Raw genomic sequence first — 20072 nt, 5'->3', positions numbered from 1 at the left:
AAAGCTGTTTTCTGTTTATCTCATTTTGTTATAAAAATCACTTTCGCGTTTGTATAAATAAATGGCTGGATTCTTTAGATTCTCATTATGAGTTTCTTCTTTAGTATTTGATTTTCGATATAGCTTTTTTGTAGCATATCCTTGTTTTTTCAATATTATATTCGCAGAATTTGAATTTATTTTCAAGCTAAAAAATCCTAAACTGTCTGTTCGGGTTATATTATTGTTAATGATAATTTCTACATTTTTAAGCGGTTTATCTGTGTCATAATCATGAACATTACCTTCAAAGGTGTAGTTTTTGCAACTGCAGAAAAGTAGTATTAGTAAAATGAATTTTATTTTCAATTTATTGTTTTTTGGTTGATATTTTTTGAATTGATTTGTAGGCGGTTTTATTTAGATAGCTGCCATTCTTTTTGTTCACGAGCAGGGCGCTTGTATTAAGTGATCATTATTTGATATAACTTATCTTAAATTAATTTTAGAATAAGAATCCAAAATAGTGTCAGTAGAAGTACTATCAGTAATTATTGTTTTTATTTTGGAAACATTTTACCTTGATTAAAAATTCTCAGGTTTGTAATCAGAAATAAAAAATGAGATTAATTTACTATCGTAAAATGTAAAACTAATATATCCTGTCCTTTTTTTGTTTACTATAAAAGCCGATATAAAAGCGGCTCTCTCAAGTGGAGTCACTGGTAATCCTGATGCATTTTTATATGAGTTTTTAAAAACTTTCTTAAATTGAGATAATGTCAGGTTTTTAGATAATATGATTTTCTTATTTTTATAATAAATAATTCCAGTTTTTTTAGATAATTCAAAATCAAAATAATCCACAAAAGCCTTATTTTTAGTCATTAATAATGAAACTTCATCATTAGAAAATGAATTGATAAGCTTTGAATTATAATGTAAAGGAATCTTTTCCGTAGTTTTCATTCTTTTTAAATTATTATTCAATTTCCCGTAGATTGTCTCTAAATCTTTGAAATTTTTATATTCAAAATATAATTCCCGATTATCAATTTTAATATTTTTAAACAATATTGTATCATACTTTTTATTTTGAGAAAATAAATTGCTTACAATTAATACAAACCATATTATATAATATTTTTTCATAATTATTTTAGTTCTTTGTAAAAAATGCTTCCGGCATGCGTTGCTAATATCTCAAAACAAGGTGTGTATTTAAGTTTGTCTTGTTTGTTTACAACTTCGTATTCCTCTTTATAAATTATTAGGTCTTTTAAATTGTCAAGTTTATTTTGATAATCTTTTTGCAATGATTCACTTATTTTTGGATTGCTAATTTTATTTTCTAATGCTTTTTTTACATTACTATAAAAAGTTTGAGACAAATTTTTAGGATCGGTTATTCCTTTTCTTTTGCCATGTACTCTTTGCCTAAAATGATTTTCTTGTTTCCATTTAGCATCAAATCTTCCTGTCAATACATCAACCCCATCCCATGAATCAGCACCATTACTATAATCTGTGCCGTTGGTCAGCGCATTAATGACTGCTGCAATAGCAGTTTGCATTACAGTACCATTCCTTTTTTCATTTTCTCTTTTTCTAAATGATATAGCCCCAGCACTATCTTTTCCATATGCTACATTATTTGAATGCTTAAAATTTACATATGCGATAGCAAATAATTCCAATTTAACATCTAAGTTGTATTCTAATGAACATTCTCCATATGCTATTGATGCTAAATTTATAAATTTCTCATGAGTAATCTTCACATCGTTTTCTTTCAACAATTTAGTATTATTATAAGTCACCAAATCATTTCCATTTTTATTTTTTTGGGTTGATTTCCCATCACAAACATAAACATCCTCTACACTTCCTTCGAAATCAGGTTCGTTTATTTTACCTTCAAAAGTACCATCTTTATTATAAAAATGTCCGTTTATGTATATTATACGGTCTTCGGTTTCTTGTTTGGGTTGATAATAAGTGGGCTGAGTTGGTAACGATGATATCTGCCAATGTTTTACAAAGTCTTGTGAATAACCATAATTTTGAATCGCAGGTGAAATTGTCAAAATAATTTGCATATTTTCTGTTCCCCAGGAATGAAATATTTCTGAGAATTCTATCAAATAGGCATCATTAAATTTATACTTTCTTATTGCACTATCCTCATTTCCTTTGTTATAAAAATGTATTTCTCCTTTTTCCATTCTCTCTGTTTCCTTATCGACTTTTTTGACCATATTATGCCAAAAAACCTCATCGCTTTCTTGTGAAACAAAACTTAACCGAAGCAATCCTCCTTCAAGATCACTGCCAGGCGAACCGTCTCTTGCTACATATCTGGAATAATTTGTGTCTACCCATAGTAATTCCCGCTCCATGCCTAAAAGAAACAATTTTGCTGATGTCAAAGTACTTCAATTTTAAATGTTATTTTTTTTATAAAAATAGTAAAATTCTTATAATTAAAAATAATATTTAAAATAAAATACGTTTTTTCATACAATTTAACATTAATTCTTTTAGAATCGATTTATAAATTAAAGGAATGAAATATAAATAAACAAAAAAAACAGCTTATATAAAAGCTGTTTTTTGATCTTACAAGTTAAAGGTATATTAGGCTGTTTTAGCTAGCGAATTTTGGTGATAATGCTTATTTAATGTATTATATCTCTCTTTTATTAATCTTGGGAAATAACTTTTGCGTCCAAGACCAATTGAGAATAAAACTTCAGAAAAATTCATGTTCGAAATTCTTTTTAGTTCATCAAATTGTTTTGTCGCCAAATTCATAAACGGAGCAATCATTGTCGCATAGTTATAACTATGTTGGGCTATCTCCAGATCCAAAATTGTACTCATAATACTTCTTTGAAGCAAACTTCTAACCGCTCCTTTTTGCGGAATCGTATGAAGTTCTTTTAGCTTTTGGGTAATTTTCGGATTTTGTTGTCCGATATAAATATAATTTCCGGATTCGCTTGTAAAAACTTTTTTCAAATGAGAAATCAATTCAAAACTCTCTTCTTTTAAAGTAACCGCTAAAGGCATCACGATCAATGAAAACTGAATGCGTTTGAAACTTTCAAAATACAAAACGCTATTGATTGTAGATGTGTTGTTTAAAATACCGGTTTGTTGTTTTTTAAGGCTTTTTTTCTCGCCATTGGCACCAAAACTATGTGTTAGGCTTCCTTCTTCACAATAAGCAAAAAATATTGGCGCTCCCTGAAAAGATTCTATGCTCAAACTTACTTCGTTATGAAACGTAAGGTCAAAATGCATATATGATATTTCTTTTTCAAAATGAGTTCCCGTAATTTTTCCTTTTGCCCACTTTGATTTTATAGCTAAATTATAGTCATTATTATTAGTGGTTAATTCACCTCCGAAACTATCGGTCAGATCATTAAAAATTGTATTGAATTCTCCTGTATTTAAGTAAAGTTTTTTCATTTTGGTTTGGCTTAATAAATTGGTTAGTACTTCTTTATGTACAATCTTATTATTACTTATTTATTAGGTTTGTCATTCCTGTTTTATAATATTCAAATTTCGTACATATCTACAGGCAATTTATTATACAATTTCAGGCAGATTTTTCATAATTAATATCTTACGTTTAAAAACTGTTTGGATTAATCAATTTACCGCAGAGCGCGCAAAGGTTTTTCGCAAAGTGCACTAAGAGTTGTATTTATACAATATAAGATCGCAAAGCTTTGCGGTTTTTGCGTAAACCTTTGCATGCTTTGCGGTTAAATTATCTTCAGAAAAATGCAGGTTAAATTATCCCGCTACAATTAATCTCATAAAAAAACAGCTATTCAGGAATTAATCCCGAATAACTGCTTTCCTGCAAAATAAAATAGTCCAACGTCTAAGTCAGTTCGTTTATATCTGAGTTTTGAGCGTAATTCTCTTCAGGAATGTCTTTAAAGAATTCTGCTTCTTCCAGATCTGCCATTGGTCCATAACCAATTAAATGAGTTCCTTTTATTTTATCTTTCGTTTCTATAACATATAAAATCGACATATCATCCGGATCGCTCATTCCTTCATAACGGTGATGGGCTACAATAGTTATATCTTCAGGTTTATAAACCTGTTTTGTTTCTGAATCTATTAAAGAATTGTTATCGAACAAAAAATTGCTTGTATATCCTTCTTCTTCATATTTCTTTATGTAGTCTGTTTCGTGTTTTGACATTTCCTTTTTCATGACCTGATATTTTTAGTTAAATGTTAGCAATCTGTTTATTCAAATTTCTTCATTAAAAAAAGATATGCTTAACTCAAAAGATTTAAATTTTATCTCAATTAAAAAATTTAAATTTTAATTACTACTTGCCTAATTCCCTTAAAAAATTGTGCAGTTTTCTTGATAAATTAGTATATTTATTGAACATTATTAACAGACCTTGGTTACTTAAAGTAAAAAAGAAAATACACTTTCATGATAGATATGAATCAGGATTTCCTTTCGAAAGGAGGCGAAATGGGAGCATTAACCCGTGCTAAAGATTGGAGTAAAACTGCTGCAGGTTCAGTCGAAACATGGCCGCAAAGTTTGCGTACAACATTGGGACTTTTACTAAATTCAAAATTTCCAATGTTTTTATTTTGGGGACCGGATCATATTTGTTTTTATAATGATGCTTACCGACCAAGTTTAGGTAATGATGGCAAACATCCTTCTATTTTAGGTCAAAAAGGTGTAGATTCCTGGCCGGAAATCTGGGATTTTATAAAACCGCTTATAGACCAGGTTATTTTAGAAGGTGAAGCAACCTGGCACGAAGACCAATTGCTGCCTATATATCGTAACGGAAGAATGGAAGATGTTTACTGGACTTTTAGTTACAGCCCCGTAAATAACGAATCCGGAAAACCTGCAGGAGTTTTGGTTATTTGTAATGAAACAACCGAAAAAGTAAAATTAGTAAGGAAATTAGAAGAAAGCAATTCACGCTATCTCAATAACATTTTGCAAACACCAAGTGCAATGTGTGTTTTTAGAGGTCCTGATTATATAGTTGAAATTGCAAATACACTTATGCTCGAATTATGGGGACGAAAGGAAAATGAAGTAGTTAACAAACCCATTTTTGAAGGACTTCCGGAGGCTAAAGGACAAGGCTTAGAAACTATTCTTGAAAATGTTTATCAAACCGGACAAAAATTCGAAGCACACGAACGTCTGATCAGGCTTCCCCGTGAGGGAAAAGTCGAAGATTTCTATATAAACTTTGTATACGAAGCTTTGAAAGAACCAGATGGAACAATTTCTGGTATTGTGGCTCTCGCAAGTGATGTCACTTCGCAGGTAATTGCTCGAAATACAATCGAAGAAAGCGAGAGAAGATTTAGAAATACAGTACAGCAGGTTCCGCTTGGCATTGCTATATTAAAAGGTCAGGATTTGATTGTCGATATGGCCAATCCTACCTATTTACAAATTATTGATAAACAGGAAAATGATATTCTGGGAAAACCTTTATTTAATTCTGTTCCCGAGGCCAAAGAAACTGCTCAGCCACTTCTTTTGAAGGTTCTTGAAACTGGAAATCCTTATTTTACAGATGAATTTTCGGTAACCCTAAACCGCTATGGAAAACAGGAATTATGCTATTTTAATTTGGTTTTTCATCCTTTAAAAGAAGAAAACGATACTATTTCGGGAGTTATTGTTGCCGCTTATGAAGTTACAGAAACTGTAAAAACACGTCATTTTATATCAGAAAGTGAGGCCGCTTTTAGAAAATTAGTTATGCAATCACCAATTGCGATGGCCATTTTTAGAGGAAAAAATCACACCATTGAAATGGCCAATAATACTATGATGAATGTTATTTGGCAAAAAACGGAAGAAGAAACTATTGGAAAGCCAATTCTGGAAGTTTTTCCGGAACTCTCCGAACAAAAATATCCGGAACTGCTTGACGACGTTGTAAATAATGCAAAGATTATAAAAGAAAAAGAAGCTGTTGCTTATGTAGATATTAAAGGAAAACTGGAGAAATTTTACCTTGACTATCAATATACTCCTTTGTTTGAAAAAGATGGCGAGATATCCGGAGTAATGGTTACTGTTAATGATGTTACAGATAAAGTAGAAGCCCGGAAAAAAGTAGAAGATGCAGAAGAAAGAGCACGTTTAGCGGCCGAAATTGCCGAAATCGTAACCTGGGACCTGAATATACCAACACAGGAATTAATTTATTCTGAGAATTTACCTTCGCTTTTTGGTCTTGAAAAAGAAACAAAAGTAACAAGACCCGAAATTCTGACTATGATATATCCTGATGACAGGCCTATTTTAGAAAAAGCATATGAGGTTGCGCTTACTACCAGCATTTATAAATATGAATCAAGAATTATAAAACCCGATAATTCGATTAGCTGGATAAAAGCACACGGAAAAATATTTTTTGATGAAGATGGAGAACCCGCAAAAATGATTGGTACTATTATAGATATTACCGATGAAAAAAATGCGCATCAGATATTAATGAAAAGTGAGGAAAAATTCAGGCTTCTTGCAGATTCTATGCCACAGCATATCTGGACAAGTGATTCATTGGGTAATATAAATTATTTCAATCATTCTGTTTATTCTTATTCAGGACTTACTTTTGAAGATATTGATAAAAATGGCTGGCTGCAAATTGTTCATCCTGATGATCGCGAAGAAAATATTAAAGTTTGGGTAGATGCCATTATTACCGGAAAAGACTTTTTATTAGAACATCGATTTCGTCGTTATGATGGTGAATATCGCTGGCAATTAAGCCGGGCAATTCCGCAAAAAGACGCACAAGGAAATATACAAATGTGGGTTGGAACAAGTACTGATATTCAGGATCAGAAAAATTTTACTGAAAATCTCGAAAAACAAGTATACGAACGTACGGCCGAATTGGAGCAAAAAAACAAGGATTTGATTAATATGAATATTGAATTACAATCCTTTGCCTACATTTCCAGCCACGATTTGCAGGAACCTTTACGAAAAATACAAACTTTTGCCAGTCGTCTTTCTGATTTGGATGAACAGAATATTTCGGCGAAAGCCAAAACATATTTAGGCCGTATAGAAGTTTCGGCAAAAAGAATGCAGACTTTAATTCAGGACCTCCTTACCTATTCCAGAACAAATTCGGCCGACAGGGTTTTTGTAAAAGTGAATCTGGATGAAATTGCCGAAGAAGTTATCAGTGATTTCTCTGAACGTATTGAAGAAACAAATGCAATTATTAATTTAAATCCTTTGGGAGAAGCAACTGTTATTCCTTTTCAGTTTAGACAGTTACTGCATAATTTGATCGGGAATGCTTTGAAGTTTTCTAAAAAAGGCCAGGATCCATATGTTGAAATTAAAGCCAGGAAAATTAAGGGTTACGAAACAAAAATCCCTGTTGATTATCCTGATAAAATGTATTATCATCTGACAATATCTGACAACGGAATTGGCTTTGCAGATGAATATAAGGAACGAATTTTTGAGGTTTTCCAGAGATTAAATACCGAAAGTGAATTCTCCGGAACCGGAATTGGTTTAGCCATCGTTAAAAAAATAGTAGAAAACCACAAAGGAATAATTCGTGCCCATAGCGAAAAAGGCAAAGGAGCAACTTTTGAAATTTACTTACCAGAATAAAATAAAAAAACACCAAAACTCTATTTTGAATTTGGTGTTTTTTTTATCTGTTACACTGTTTATTTATGATTTGTAAACAAAGTTTTTAGGTCCGGGAACGAAGTTTTTCCAATCAATTTCCAGAGCATGTTCTATAGATTTTACAATATCTTTCATTAAAACTGGCTTGGTAATAAAAAAATTAGCACCAAGTGTACGGCATTTTTCTATAATACCAGGCTCATTTGAAGTAGAAAAAATAACAATTGGAATGTCTTTTTTATCTTCAGAATTTCTAAGTTCTGCCAAAACATCAAAACCATTTTTACCAGGCATATTTAAATCTAAAAAAACAACATGTGGAGTTGGCGGCGGATTATAAATTGCCGTTAATAATTTCTCTCCGCCATTATAAGTTAAAAGATCAATTTTCTTAGGCAATGATTCAACAGCATCGGCGAAAATGCTCAAATCATCTTCATCATCATCGGTATAAAATACGGTCAAATCTGTCATATATGTGAAAGTGGTATAATTACGGACCAAAGATAATTCAAATAAATAAAATATAACAATTGATTTTAAATTCTCACAAAAAAGTAAATAATAGAAATCTCATAACTTATAATTTTAATTCTATAAGAACTAAAAATCTAAAAAACAGCAACTTTACATATAATAATTTTTCAAAAATACCTTTTGTACGACAGTCAAATTAGTTTTGAAAAAACTTTACAAATAACTTAAAATATAGAGCCATGGGAGATCATAAAGACCTTACAAACGAATTTGCTGTAGATAAAATAAAAGATCTTGCAGAAAATATAAAAACATGCATGCTGTGTACTTATAATCTTGAAAATAAATTACAATCGCGACCAATGTCTGTTCAAAAAATTGACGATCTGGGTCAGCTTTGGTTTTTATCTGATAGAAATAGCAGCCAAAATGCAGAGATTACACAAAATCCAACGGTTGAAATATTTTTTTCTGAACCGCATGATAAATTTTTAACCTTACATGGAACTGCCAGCATTTTGTACAATCCTGAAATAATTCACGAATTATATGATCCTATTATAAAAGTATGGATGCCGGGCGGCGAAGATGATCCAAATTTGAGCATTATTAAAGTAATTCCTGAAGATGGTTATTACTGGAACAATAAAAACGGAAAAATGGTTGCTATTGCAAAAATGACCGCCGCTTTTGTTACCGGAAAAACAATGGATGACGGAATTGAGGGAAGTTTGAAATTATAGTTATTTCAAACACATAAATTTTAACCGCAAAGTTCGCAAGGATTTACGCAAAGGTCACAACGCAAAGCTTAAAAAACTTTGCTAACCTTGCGTAAATCCTTGCGAACTTTGCGGTTAATTTTTTACAGTTAATTCCATATTTTTAAACTCCAAAGCATTCAAAATTCCTGCTTCGCTTGCTGTGTTATTAAAATAAACGAAACCTGATTTATCCTCAATTTTCTTTTTTACATTTTCTAATTCTTCAGAAGAATAACTCGAATAAAACAGTTTTTTATTTCCATGAAAACGAACATAGATAAGCGGAAATTGGGTTAAAATATCTTCTGGCAATCCTGGATAACTTACACTGCAAAAGGTTATTTTGTTTTGTTGAAAAGCATTCCAAACTTCCTGATTCCACCAGCTTTTATGCCGAAATTCAACTACATTTTTAAAGCTTTTATCTAATGTTTTAATAATAGTATAAAGCCTTTCTTCGGTATAATCAAAACTTGGAGGAAACTGAAAAAGAATACAGCCTAGTTTTTCTTCTAAACCATCATCACATACATTATAAAATTCTGTGATTTGCTCTTTGCAATCCACCAGCTTTTTAATGTGCGTGATTTCTTTGGGAACTTTTACTGAAAACAAAAAATTATCCGGTGCTTTTTTATACCAGTTTTCCATTATTCTGATTGTTGGAAATTTATAAAAAGTACCATTCATTTCATAGGTCTTAAAATGGCGACAATAAAAATTGAACCAATTTTTGGTTGGTAAATCTTCCGGATAAAAAATACCTTTCCAAAAACGGTTATTATAACTTGAACATCCTATTTTTATTACTTTTTTCATATGTATAATTGTTGACAGTTGGTACAGAAAAAACTACTGCGTTTTTTTGTGCCGGTATGTTTTTTTATAAAAGGAAGACTGCATCTTAAACAAATTTTTTTTGTATGTGCCAGCCAGTGTTTTTTTAATTCAGATTTCTTTTTCCATTCTAAAAATTCGAAACTGTAAATGGAGCATTCATCAATTATTTCGTCTATTTTATCGTGTGGAATTTTCCCTGTTAAAGATTCCGGATGAACATGGCATCGGTATAAAACTTCATTTTTAATAATATTACCAACGCCAGAAAATATATTCTGATCTAAAACCGCATCACAAATCATCTTATTCGGAATTTTCTCCAGACTTAGCTTTGCTTTTTCAGGACTCCATTTTATATTCATTACATCTTCTTCCCAATCATAATGCAGATTAATATCACCTTCTAAAATTTTAACCGAACAGGTATAAAAATTAAGTTCTCCATTTGAGAAAACGATACTTAATCTGGGTATGGTTTCTTTTCTTTCATTAATACGATAAGTGCCAAACATTAGCAAATGAATCTTAACCGTAAAATCATCAAAACAAATTAAATAATGTTTTCCCCATGTTTTAATCGCTTGTATAACTTTACCTTCTATTCGCTCTAAATCAATAGCGCTGTTTCCAGAAACCGAAATCACTTTTTTTCCTGAAAATTGCTCAGTTTCTTCTTTTAGAATTACGATAGACGGACCTTCGGGCATAATGAATAATATTTTTTGATTTAAATTTTAAAAAATGAAAAAAAAGTGCAGCTTTTATTACTGCACTTTTTAGATATTTTGAAAACTAAGCTTCATCTTCTTCGGCAGCCTCAACATTAATTGCATTTACAGCAACTTCTGTCAATAGTTTATCTGCGCCTTTTTCTTCGTCAAGAGTTAATTCTAATAAGGAAGCGGCTTCTGTAAGACCAAGTGTTTCTGCAAATTGTCTTAAAGTTCCATAAGTCGCAATTTCATAATGTTCGATTTTCTGGCTGGCAGCAATAATTCCTGCATCACGAACAACGCCAACTTCAGTTTCTTCAAGGATACTCTTACCTTCTTCAATTAACCCCTCCATTGCATCGCATTTTTTTGCAGTTGCTTTTTTACCAATACTTGCAAAAACCTGTTCCAATCTGGCTACATGTTCTTCAGTTTCTGTTAAATGGTTTGTAATCGCATCAATTAGTTCTGCAGATGTTGCATTTTTTGCCATTAGGGGAAGCGCTTTTGTCAAAGCTTTTTCTGCCCAATAAATGTCTTTTAATCCATCTTCAAACAGTTCTGTAAGTCCGGATGCAGCATTTGATTTTGGTTTTGTTACTCCTGCTTTTGTTGTTTGTTTTGGTGCAGCTTTTTTTGTCGTAGTCTGTTTCTTATTTTTAGTTTCCATGATAAATAATTTAATTGTTATTAATAATTGTAAAAGTACTTTTGATTAGTAGCAATCAGTTATAGTATTTCTTACATTATTTACAATATAATCATCTGTGAATTATAGAATTAGCGATTTTAATTCTATAAGACAATCCTACACCTTAGTAATTAGATTTGTATTATACGAACAATAAAATTAACTTGTCATGGAAACTACTGATAAAAGAAATAGTACTGTAGAAAATAGAGATCCGCGAAATCAAAATTTAAACAGACAAAACAATATTATGAACGAGAAGCTCTATAATAATGACGAAATCAGAAGAGCTAGTCATCAGGGTGATGTTAAAAATTATGGTTTTACTATAAATGGATATGATCCTAATAAAGCCATTCCGGATCAGGAACGTATTACAAATGAAGATGATTTAGACGATTTGGATGACGATTTTCATCAACCGGGCGATCTGGTAGATGACGCAGATGATTTAAATGATGAATTTGATAACCCATCAGATAATGTAAATGATGATTTTACCAATTCTGCAGATGAATTTGATGAGGAAGATGAGGAAGAATATGAAGATGACAGAGAAGAAGAAGAAGAACTTGACGATCACACGCACACTACAGGAGATCTTCTTTATGATGAAAATGCAGATAACCTTAACGATGAATTCGACAATCCTTCAGACTCTGAAGAATTAACAGAATCAGATGAGGATTTACAGGAATTAGATCCTGATGATGACGATGATGATTTAGAAGACGATTTGGAACCGGGAGAAATCGAGGAAGAAGATTCTGGAGATGATTATAATGATAACGATCCCAGAAAATTCTAATCGAAAATATAGATTAAAAAAACGCCGTTACTAAAATTAGTAACGGCGTTTTTTTGCCTTAAGCAGTTTTTTTAGTCCCCAATTTTAGTTAAAGTTGGGATATCGTCCATTCTCTCCAAACGTTCTGCAAGACCTAATCGGGCTTCTGTTAATTCGATTTCGGCTTTGCCTAATTCTTTATACCATTCTTCTTTTCCGGTTTCTGAGCTTTCGATTTTTCGCATAATCTCAAAAATTTCGCCTTGTGCTTCCATAACGGCCAGTCTTTTGTAATACGTTAAACTTTCTGTCATATGTGCAAGCGCAATCATAGCGGTTAAAAACGGATGATTGTTGGTTACATTTACGTCTCTTACCCTGCCATGTTCAAGTTCTACTTTTAAGGCAAAGGCAAACTCTTCCATATTAAATCGTTCGTGCTTGCTTTTTGGATTCAAATAAGCCTTAATAGCTTCAACATTATCCATAGTCGAAAGATCAACATCTGTATCTTTATCTTCGCTTAAATCTCTGTAAACGACAGCCGCAATAGCACGCGCTTCATCAATTGTTGGATCATTTTCAGGATTTTCAAAATCTCTTACCGACCAATCCCAATTTTCAGGATGAACAGGTTTTATATATTTCTCACAAAAATCTGTTACATCATTTTTTAAGCTTACGATTTTGTCATCTCTTTTGATATAAACATCCTGATAAGCGCCACTTTTTGTTCCCATTTTATTTAGATTATTAGTTTAAATTAAAACGACACATGTACCAATGGTAATGTGTCGTTTTGTCCCCAACTTGAATCCTTTTATATTTCTCAAAGTTGCTACATAAAAAAGGAAACTGTTAACTCAAAACGTTCAATTATTAGCTCAATCCGTTTCATTATGAAAATTCGGGCTGAAAATTGCCTATTAATTCTGAAAAAGCAATTTCAGAATGCGAAAAATGCGGCTGATTGCTTCGGCATTTTTTTGCGCGATCAAAATATTGCTGAATTGATCCATCTTCATAACTTGCCACAATGAGCGGATGTACATAATAGTTTTTACATACATTTTTTGTATTTCCCAAAGACTCGGCTGTAGTTTCAAAAGCGTCCAGAATATTCTTTTTAATTTCTTTTTCTTCGGTTGTTGTCCCGATTTCCATTAAAGTTTCGAAAAATATTAAGGATGCTCCCCATGTTCTAAAATCCTTGGCGCTAAAATATTTTCCTGTAATATCATGCAGATAAGAATTCACCATATGACTATCTAAAACTTTGCGTTCGCCATTTTCATCATAATATTTAAAAACTTCCATACCCGGAATTTCTTCACATCGCCCTACCAGTTTAACCAGTTGTTTGTTTCTGGTCGTTATAGTATGTTTTACGCCTTTTTTTCCAACGAATTCAAAACGTAGCGTATTTTTGTCGATGTTAATGTGCTTTTTTCTTAATGTCGAAAGTCCGTACGATTTGTTGTCTTTCGCATATTTTTCATTTCCGATTCTGATATGCGTTTCTTCCATTAAGCGAATTACAAGTGCTGTAACTTTGTTTTTACACCACTCTTTCTGAGCAAGATCCTGATCGACCTGTTCTCTTATTTTTGGGAGGTATTTTCCAAATTCGGCTATTTTATAAAATTTAGTCTGATTTCTGATAAGATTCCATTTTGGATGATAACGGTATTGTTTTCTGTTTTTAACATCCGTTCCAACAGCCTGAAGATGACCGTTTGACAAATCTGCAATTCGCACTTTTTCCCACGCAGGCGGAAGCACGAGGCTGTTAAAGCGTTTTATTTCGTTTTTTGCTTTTATACATCTTCCGTTTTTTTTATAAACAAACCCCTCGCCTTCTCTGCAACGCTCGATCGTTAAGCTGTTATCGCTTACATATACTAAATCTAATTTTTCTAGAACCAATTGAGGTGACTGTATCAATTGTTTCATTAATTTTTCCTGAGAGAGTTTGGCATTCATAATTTATTGAAGATATAAATTTTGCATTCTAGTTATTTCGTAATGATTTGATTAAGTTTCTTTTATTCATATAAGAGCGGCCTTCCACACCAACTTTTCTGGCTTGCTGATAGAGCTCTTCTTTCGTCCATTCCTCATATGGTTTTGTTCTTCCGCTTTTTTCTCCAACGTTAGAAGAATTAGCAGTTTGTCCATATTTTTCGTTACTTAAAACCTTGTGTATAAGAGTCTCGTAATGTTCTTTGTTCTTAATTCCTGAATTTTGCATGACGATTAAATTTTGTGGTTAGTACTCCGTAAAGCGTAATATCAAAGTTCCTTAAAAACAGCCTGGAATTCGTTATATAATTCTTTTGCATACTTTCATAATTAACTATACATCAAAGGGTTCTTAAAACAAAAAATCCCAAATTCTGTTGAATTGGGATTTTTTGTTTTGAAGTTATGAGTTTTGAGTTATCTTTCCGGAGTTACACAAGAAACCAACTTATCATCTTTAGTCGCACCAATGTAACCATGACCCCTAAAATAATAAAATTTAAAATTTCCATAACTCACTTTGGCTTCGATTACCAGTAGGTTTTTATATATGCAATACGGAGTTCTTAACTCTCCGGTAAATGAAATAATTTTATAGTGATCTTTTCCATCTGCTGTTTCCCATTTATCTCCTTCTTTAAAATTAATGCTATATCTAATAGATTCTTCTTTTGTATCTTGATTATATTGATATATAACACCATTTTCTTCTCGAAAATACAATAAACTAATCCTTTTATCTTCCCATTCTTGTTCAAATTCAGTGTACGTCTTTCCATTAATAATTTTTGTACCTTTTTTTACTTCATAATAAAAAGTCTTATACCAAAATATTTTTTTATTAAAATTATAGGAGGTGACGGGAAAATAATTACCGATTTTAGACTCTTCACAAAACTTTTGCCCTTCACCTATTTGCGAATGAGAGTTGTAACTAACTAATAATAAACAGACAAGTAATGTTTTATTCATTTTTATATTTAATTATTTTTATTCTGAAGATAAACATCAATTTCAAGATATTTTTCTTTCATTAAGCTCAAAGAAAAAGCTGCTGCCGCAGATGTAAAAACCGAATAATCAAAAGCGCCTTTTATTCCTGTTGAAAATGTCATGGATAAAGCAAATAACAATAATAAGAAACCGCTAAGTCTTGCAAACAGTTCAGTCTTGAAACCTAAAAGCAGAAAGACAGGAAAAATAATTTCTGCTGCTGTAGCAATAATTCCAACCGGATTAATCAAACTTTCAGGAATTAACGGATTTAATACTTTGGTATATGCTACGAAGTTTTCCCAATTTCCCCAAGCTGAAACCTGTTTACTCCAAAGTCCGAATCAATCTGCAACTGCCGAAAGAAAACTAATTGAAAGTGCCAAACGTAGAAATATTTTGACTGATTTTTGATTTATTATTGATGGCATGGTTTCTATTTGTTTGTTTTTTACTAGTATCTCTTTATTCAATATTAATCTCTATAAGACTTTTTACCAAAATACCTTTTATGTTTTTATCTAAAATATCCTTTATGGCTTTTTTAGACTTGTAAATAGTTTTAGTGTCTTTTGTTTCAATTTCAAGATTATTTATCGAATTGGCAAATTTTACAGTTTCGTTAGTTGACCAGGTTCCAATTCCACAATAAATTGTAGCGGTGTCACTTTTCTTTAAATTATAAACAATCGAATCATTTTCTGCATTTTGATAAAGTTGAATATCTTTTACTTTAGGATCTAAATTAATTTTAATCTTTACATCAAAATCTGTTTTGTTTATAAATGAAATATGCTGTGAAGGATCGCAGCTTATCAGAGCATTCGAGAAGAAAATTAATAACAATAATCTAAGTAGGTTTTTCATTTTGATTCGGTTTTTCTGCTGTTGCGAGAACGTAAAGAATATAATTTTTAAAAAGAAGTTTTAATTTTTGATTTTAATTCTTTAATAAAATCAGATTCTTTTAAATCTTCATTTTTAATGATAAATGAAGTCCTATTTTTTAAAGTTATAAAACTGTAATTTTTCGTGATATATGTCTTTTTAATAGTATGCCACTCATACACTTTGACAACATTGTTATAAAAATTATTAAATTCTATTCCATCTGGTTTTATTTCTAAAGACTTTTCCCCTAATAAATCAGGTTGTGAATCTATTAGTTTTTTGATTTTTGAATGTTTTATTAAATCAGGAATAATACTAATGACAATCAAGGCAAAAAAGAAAAAAATAGCTGAAATAAATAAAAATTCCGACCAATTAAAGTCTTTGTATACAAATGTATAACTCACTATAACTGAAACCAGAGAAAAGTAAGTTATCAGAAATATGTACCTTTTCGTAATTAATTCTGTTCCTGCTTTTTTATAATCTTCCCGATCTAAAGTATAGTTTATTTTCAATGTCATTTATTTATTTGCTAATATAAAAATATAATAAATATTATGACATTCCTTCTCATTAACTATTTATGCTTAATCATTTCTGGTTCGAATTCGAAAACTGTTACTTTAATATTCAAATTTAACTGTTTTGACCAATAGAATAATTGAAGTCCTTGAGTTCTATTTACTTTATAAAAACCTAAATGTTGAATTAATCTTCCCCAAAAGTGACGCTTAACTTTGCCTACATAAAGTATTTTACTTTCTGGAATAGTCTTTTTTATCGCAGGAATTGATTTGGAATTTTCACTATTTGAATATTCTTTTATTTTATCAATTATATCAGATGTTAGATTATCAGATAGAATTTCAAAAAAATATAGACATGGCCCATCCATTTCTTTTAATTCTTTATATAATGTTTTATGTTTTTCAGATTCTGTAATATCAACATGATTATAATCTTCCAATTCAGAGCAATTGATAAAGAATTCTTTTATTTTTTTAGCCCCATTATTTGAAACATTAAGTAATGGAATAACTGCATTTCCACTAATTTCTTTAATCGTTGTTTCCATATTCAATCCTTTTTTTAATAATAATTATTTCGTTACAACTTTAATGTAAGCATATGATATTTTATTTGATCCATCGTTGAAAATATTGATCTCATTAATATTCTCAATATTTTTCCAGCGAATTACATCTTGTGGATTTTTGAAATCTGGCGTAGCAATAGAAAGTCCGAGTAGTTTAATATTTTCTTCATCAAAATCATATTGAGATAAATCATTAACAGTAATCCAATCTGCTTTTCCATCTATAAATATTATCTCAAATTTGTCTTTTTGATAATAGGCTTTTTCACAAGGTATATCTTTACAAGGAGTACTACTTTCTTTAAAAGTTTCAACATTATCTGGTTTTCCTAATATTTTATCAACATCTAGTTTTCTTTTCCCTGCAATATTTTTAAGATTAATTACAATCTGGTTTTTAGATATTATTGGTTTTTCAGTTCTTACTTGATTACAAGAAGACAAACATATAATTATAATAAATGAGAATACGATTTTTTTCATAATGAGAATATTTTTAATTAAACAAATATCATAATTCAATTTCCAGCTAGTTTATGGAAAACCGTAATCGCTATAATTAAATCCTCAGCAAGTGTAGTTATAAATTAAAAATTAGCACTAAGTATTTATACGGTTTATTCAAATCAAAACCTCAATCTTGAAATCCTGTAACATTATCTAAAAATGCTGTAAAACATTCCATCTACATCCTATATAATTTTACATCATAACATTTAAACCATAAAATCATGAAAAAGTTACTATTAGCAGGAAAAGTTATTTTAGGCGCCGGACTAATCATTATATTTTTAAATTCTTGCAAAAACGAAACTAAACAAGAAGATCCAAAAGAGGTTGCTGAAGATGCTAACGAAGCTAAATTTGACTCTATCGACAGCAAAGAAGATGATTCTGAATTTTTGGTAGATCAGGCTGAAATTAACCTAGCTGAAATCGAAATTGGAAAACTAGCGCAAACTAAAAGTACAAATGCAGAGGTAAAAAGTTTTGGTAAAATGCTTGTTGATGAGCACACTAAATCAGCATCTGAAGTAAGTGCTTTGGCTAAAACAAAAAACTTTACGTTACCAACTTCGTTAACTGAAGATGGTCAGGAAGAATACAATAAACTAAACGAGAAAACTGGTGTTGATTTCGACAAAAAATTTGCTGACATGATGATTGATGGTCATGAAAAAGCAATTGATAAGCTTAAAAAAGCTTCTGAAAACGCAAAAGATGCAGATATTAGACTTTGGGCTTCTAATAATATCGCTGGTTTAACAGCACATTTAGAACATGCCAAAATGCTAAAACAAAATCTGGATAAAAAATAAAATAATTGGTACTGGTATTTTTTTTTGAGAAACCCCTTAAGAGTTGAATTGCTTAAGGGGTTTATTTTTTTTCTTTAAGGGACAAAGGTACAGAGTTGCATAGGTTCAAAGGTTTAGTTTAGTTTAGTTTAGTTAGTTTGTCTATTTCTACCACAAAGTTTAAAAATCTCTAAACCTATGTCCCTTTGCTACTTTGAACCTATTTCAAAGAAGCCATATCAATCACAAAACGATATTTAATATCTCCTTTAAGTAATCTTTCGTAAGCATTGTTTACATCGTTTACTCCAATTAATTCAATATCTGCGGTGATGTTGTGTTGGGCGCAGAAGTCCAGCATTTCCTGAGTTTCTGCAATTCCACCAATGTTTGATCCAGCGAAGCTTCTTCTTCCCATTAAAAGGCTGAAAGACGTTACAGGAAGTGGTTCCATTGGAGCGCCAACCAAAACCATATTTCCATCTACTTTCAATAAATTTAGGTAATCGTCTATATTATGCTGAGCCGAAACACAATCTAAAATAAAGTGTAAACTTCTGGCATATTTTGCCATTTGTTCAGGATCTGTAGATAAAACAACTTCATCTGCGCCTAAACGTTTTGCATCTTCGGTTTTAGATAATGAAGTCGTAAAAACAACAACATGAGCGCCCATAGCTTTCGCTAATTTGATTCCCATATGTCCTAAACCACCAATACCCACAACTCCTACTCTTTGTCCTGGACCTACTTTCCAGTGTTTTAACGGAGAATAAGTCGTGATTCCGGCACAAAGTAAAGGTGCAACTCCGGCAAGATCAAGTTTATCTGAAATATGCAACACATAATTTTCATCAACAACAATACTTTCAGAATAACCCCCAAAAGTTTGTCCGCCCAAATGAGTGTCAGGAGAGTTGAATGTCAATGTATTTCCAGGCTCACAAAATTGCTCCAGGCCTTCTTTACAATGTTCGCATTCTCGGCAAGAATCAACCATACAGCCTACTCCGGCTAATTGACCCACTTTGAAGTTTTTTACATGCTCGCCAACTTTTGTAACTCTTCCCACAATTTCGTGTCCGGGAACAATTGGATAAATAGTCCCGTGCCACTCGTTACGGGCAGAATGCAAATCAGAATGGCAAATTCCACAATATAAAATCTCGATTTCAACATCATGTGCCAATACGCCTCTTCGTTTGATGTCTAATGTTTGTAAAGGTGCTTCAGCAGCTTCTGTACCAAAGGCTTTTATGTTTTTTGTTTCCATTTTAAGGGGGTTTAAATTTGTTTCAGGTTTTCTTTGTTTCAGGTTTCAGGTTACTTTTTATAGCCACAAAGGCGCCAGGTCGCAAAGATTAAAACTTAGGACCTTAGCAACTCAGCATCTTAGAATCTTATTTCACTCCGTAACTAAAATACTCTTCATCGGTTACGCTTTGTAACCAGCTTCCTGAGCCTTTATCAACTTCTGTGATGATGATGATGTAAGAGAATTTACTAAATGGCGTTGCACCGTACCAATGTTCTATTCCCGGTAAAATAGTAACCACTTCGTCTTTATGAAGTAATCGTATTGCTTGGCCTTTTTCCTGAAAATAACCAATTCCGTTTGTCGCGATAAGCAATTGCAAACTTGCATTTACGTGCCAGTTGCTTCTTGCGCCAGGTTCAAAGGTTACTTCTTTGATCATTGTATTTTCAGGGTGAATATCGCTGGTTTGTTTTTTATAGGAAACATCACCAGTCATATAAGTATTGGGAACTTTCCCTTCTTCGATAACGGTAGAATAAGTTGTTGACATAATAATTG

Annotated in this window: 25 protein-coding genes; 5 read left to right on the top strand and 20 right to left on the bottom strand. The window is 31.5% G+C overall.

The features are described 5' to 3' along the window. Nucleotides 1–15: 15 nt before the first annotated feature. The 5 genes from BUE22_RS04015 to BUE22_RS03995 form a co-directional block, all read right to left on the bottom strand. Entirely contained in the window at nucleotides 16–348 is a 333-nt protein-coding gene (locus BUE22_RS04015) for a hypothetical protein (protein ID WP_042564454.1), read from the bottom strand. A 216-nt stretch (nucleotides 349–564) separates the two neighbouring features. Then, nucleotides 565–1131: a hypothetical protein gene (locus BUE22_RS04010; RefSeq protein ID WP_042564453.1), complete on the bottom strand. Its 567-nt coding sequence runs from the start codon at nucleotides 1129–1131 to the stop codon at nucleotides 565–567. 2 nt (nucleotides 1132–1133) lie between these two features. Next, nucleotides 1134–2408, bottom strand: a complete 1275-nt coding sequence (gene tssD / locus BUE22_RS04005) for a type VI secretion system tube protein TssD (RefSeq protein WP_124020504.1) — start codon at nucleotides 2406–2408, stop codon at nucleotides 1134–1136. Nucleotides 2409–2616: 208 nt separating this feature from the next. Then, a complete protein-coding gene (locus tag BUE22_RS04000; protein WP_073393814.1) occupies nucleotides 2617–3456 on the bottom strand; it encodes a hypothetical protein in 840 nt (279 codons plus the stop codon). A 424-nt stretch (nucleotides 3457–3880) separates the two neighbouring features. Then, the gene (locus tag BUE22_RS03995; RefSeq protein ID WP_042564450.1) at nucleotides 3881–4222 is read right to left on the bottom strand and encodes a hypothetical protein; all 342 of its coding nucleotides are present in this window, start codon (nucleotides 4220–4222) and stop codon (nucleotides 3881–3883) included. Between the two features lie 234 nt (nucleotides 4223–4456). On the opposite strand from BUE22_RS03995, the gene BUE22_RS03990 reads away from it, so the two are divergent. Continuing rightward, the gene (locus BUE22_RS03990) at nucleotides 4457–7660 is read left to right on the top strand and encodes a PAS domain-containing protein (protein WP_073393813.1); all 3204 of its coding nucleotides are present in this window, start codon (nucleotides 4457–4459) and stop codon (nucleotides 7658–7660) included. 63 nt (nucleotides 7661–7723) lie between these two features. Here BUE22_RS03990 and BUE22_RS03985 read toward each other — a convergent pair whose 3' ends face one another. Further along, nucleotides 7724–8155, bottom strand: a complete 432-nt coding sequence (locus tag BUE22_RS03985; protein ID WP_042564448.1) for a response regulator — start codon at nucleotides 8153–8155, stop codon at nucleotides 7724–7726. A 242-nt stretch (nucleotides 8156–8397) separates the two neighbouring features. On the opposite strand from BUE22_RS03985, the gene BUE22_RS03980 reads away from it, so the two are divergent. Beyond that, nucleotides 8398–8901, top strand: coding sequence for a pyridoxamine 5'-phosphate oxidase family protein (locus BUE22_RS03980; RefSeq protein ID WP_073393812.1), 504 nt, complete (start codon nucleotides 8398–8400; stop codon nucleotides 8899–8901). A 114-nt stretch (nucleotides 8902–9015) separates the two neighbouring features. Here BUE22_RS03980 and BUE22_RS03975 read toward each other — a convergent pair whose 3' ends face one another. The 3 genes from BUE22_RS03975 to BUE22_RS03965 form a co-directional block, all read right to left on the bottom strand. Then, a complete protein-coding gene (locus tag BUE22_RS03975) occupies nucleotides 9016–9741 on the bottom strand; it encodes a DUF72 domain-containing protein (protein WP_073393811.1) in 726 nt (241 codons plus the stop codon). After that, the gene (locus BUE22_RS03970; protein ID WP_073393810.1) at nucleotides 9738–10469 is read right to left on the bottom strand and encodes a DNA-formamidopyrimidine glycosylase family protein; all 732 of its coding nucleotides are present in this window, start codon (nucleotides 10467–10469) and stop codon (nucleotides 9738–9740) included. Before BUE22_RS03970 ends, BUE22_RS03975 begins: the two co-directional genes overlap by 4 nt. Nucleotides 10470–10554: 85 nt before the next feature. Next, nucleotides 10555–11145, bottom strand: coding sequence for a YciE/YciF ferroxidase family protein (locus tag BUE22_RS03965; RefSeq protein ID WP_073393809.1), 591 nt, complete (start codon nucleotides 11143–11145; stop codon nucleotides 10555–10557). A gap of 190 nt (nucleotides 11146–11335) precedes the next feature. On the opposite strand from BUE22_RS03965, the gene BUE22_RS03960 reads away from it, so the two are divergent. Beyond that, nucleotides 11336–11974 (top strand): hypothetical protein, encoded by a 639-nt coding sequence (locus BUE22_RS03960; protein WP_073393808.1) that lies wholly within the window; start codon nucleotides 11336–11338, stop codon nucleotides 11972–11974. Nucleotides 11975–12045: 71 nt separating this feature from the next. Here the strand turns inward: BUE22_RS03960 and BUE22_RS03955 are convergent, their stop codons facing one another. The 5 genes from BUE22_RS03955 to BUE22_RS24030 all read right to left on the bottom strand — a co-directional run bounded on the left by BUE22_RS03955 (nucleotide 12046) and on the right by BUE22_RS24030 (nucleotide 15090). Next, nucleotides 12046–12693, bottom strand: a complete 648-nt coding sequence (locus BUE22_RS03955) for a DUF5661 family protein (RefSeq protein ID WP_073393807.1) — start codon at nucleotides 12691–12693, stop codon at nucleotides 12046–12048. A 157-nt stretch (nucleotides 12694–12850) separates the two neighbouring features. Continuing rightward, a complete protein-coding gene (locus tag BUE22_RS03950; protein ID WP_073393806.1) occupies nucleotides 12851–13936 on the bottom strand; it encodes a DNA topoisomerase IB in 1086 nt (361 codons plus the stop codon). Between the two features lie 28 nt (nucleotides 13937–13964). Beyond that, on the bottom strand, nucleotides 13965–14204 hold the full coding sequence (locus BUE22_RS03945) for a Rho termination factor (RefSeq protein ID WP_073393805.1): 240 nt from the start codon (nucleotides 14202–14204) through the stop codon (nucleotides 13965–13967). Between the two features lie 188 nt (nucleotides 14205–14392). Then, the gene (locus BUE22_RS03940; protein WP_073393804.1) at nucleotides 14393–14947 is read right to left on the bottom strand and encodes a hypothetical protein; all 555 of its coding nucleotides are present in this window, start codon (nucleotides 14945–14947) and stop codon (nucleotides 14393–14395) included. 8 nt (nucleotides 14948–14955) lie between these two features. Continuing rightward, the gene (locus tag BUE22_RS24030) at nucleotides 14956–15090 is read right to left on the bottom strand and encodes a hypothetical protein (RefSeq protein WP_317043523.1); all 135 of its coding nucleotides are present in this window, start codon (nucleotides 15088–15090) and stop codon (nucleotides 14956–14958) included. On the opposite strand from BUE22_RS24030, the gene BUE22_RS24025 reads away from it, so the two are divergent. After that, nucleotides 15089–15382 (top strand): hypothetical protein, encoded by a 294-nt coding sequence (locus BUE22_RS24025; RefSeq protein WP_317043522.1) that lies wholly within the window; start codon nucleotides 15089–15091, stop codon nucleotides 15380–15382. The two genes, BUE22_RS24030 and BUE22_RS24025, sit on opposite strands and share 2 nt — an antisense overlap. 51 nt (nucleotides 15383–15433) lie before the next feature. Here the strand turns inward: BUE22_RS24025 and BUE22_RS03930 are convergent, their stop codons facing one another. From BUE22_RS03930 to BUE22_RS03915, 4 genes are read right to left on the bottom strand one after another with little or no spacing between them, the layout of a single operon-like run. Further along, nucleotides 15434–15835, bottom strand: a complete 402-nt coding sequence (locus BUE22_RS03930; protein WP_073393803.1) for a hypothetical protein — start codon at nucleotides 15833–15835, stop codon at nucleotides 15434–15436. Nucleotides 15836–15882: 47 nt separating this feature from the next. After that, nucleotides 15883–16383 carry a hypothetical protein gene (locus tag BUE22_RS03925; RefSeq protein ID WP_073393802.1) on the bottom strand — a complete coding sequence of 167 codons (501 nt, stop codon included), beginning with the start codon at nucleotides 16381–16383 and terminating at the stop codon, nucleotides 15883–15885. 56 nt (nucleotides 16384–16439) lie between these two features. Next, nucleotides 16440–16937: a hypothetical protein gene (locus BUE22_RS03920; RefSeq protein WP_073393801.1), complete on the bottom strand. Its 498-nt coding sequence runs from the start codon at nucleotides 16935–16937 to the stop codon at nucleotides 16440–16442. 24 nt (nucleotides 16938–16961) lie between these two features. Next, nucleotides 16962–17441 (bottom strand): hypothetical protein, encoded by a 480-nt coding sequence (locus tag BUE22_RS03915; protein WP_073393800.1) that lies wholly within the window; start codon nucleotides 17439–17441, stop codon nucleotides 16962–16964. A gap of 248 nt (nucleotides 17442–17689) precedes the next feature. Here BUE22_RS03915 and BUE22_RS03910 point away from each other — a divergent pair, with 248 nt between their 5' ends. After that, a complete protein-coding gene (locus BUE22_RS03910) occupies nucleotides 17690–18277 on the top strand; it encodes a DUF4142 domain-containing protein (protein WP_073393799.1) in 588 nt (195 codons plus the stop codon). A gap of 199 nt (nucleotides 18278–18476) precedes the next feature. On the opposite strand, the gene BUE22_RS03905 is transcribed toward BUE22_RS03910, so the two are convergent. Beyond that, nucleotides 18477–19529, bottom strand: a complete 1053-nt coding sequence (locus BUE22_RS03905; protein ID WP_073393798.1) for an NAD(P)-dependent alcohol dehydrogenase — start codon at nucleotides 19527–19529, stop codon at nucleotides 18477–18479. 127 nt (nucleotides 19530–19656) lie between these two features. Further along, nucleotides 19657–20064, bottom strand: coding sequence for a cupin domain-containing protein (locus tag BUE22_RS03900; protein WP_042564436.1), 408 nt, complete (start codon nucleotides 20062–20064; stop codon nucleotides 19657–19659). Nucleotides 20065–20072: the final 8 nt, after the last annotated feature.

Origin of the sequence: Flavobacterium pectinovorum (assembly GCF_900142715.1) — a bacterium.
GTDB classification, from domain to species: domain Bacteria; phylum Bacteroidota; class Bacteroidia; order Flavobacteriales; family Flavobacteriaceae; genus Flavobacterium; species Flavobacterium pectinovorum.
Note: the sequence above shows the minus strand (reverse complement) of the source record. Positions and strands in the feature narration are given on the sequence as shown.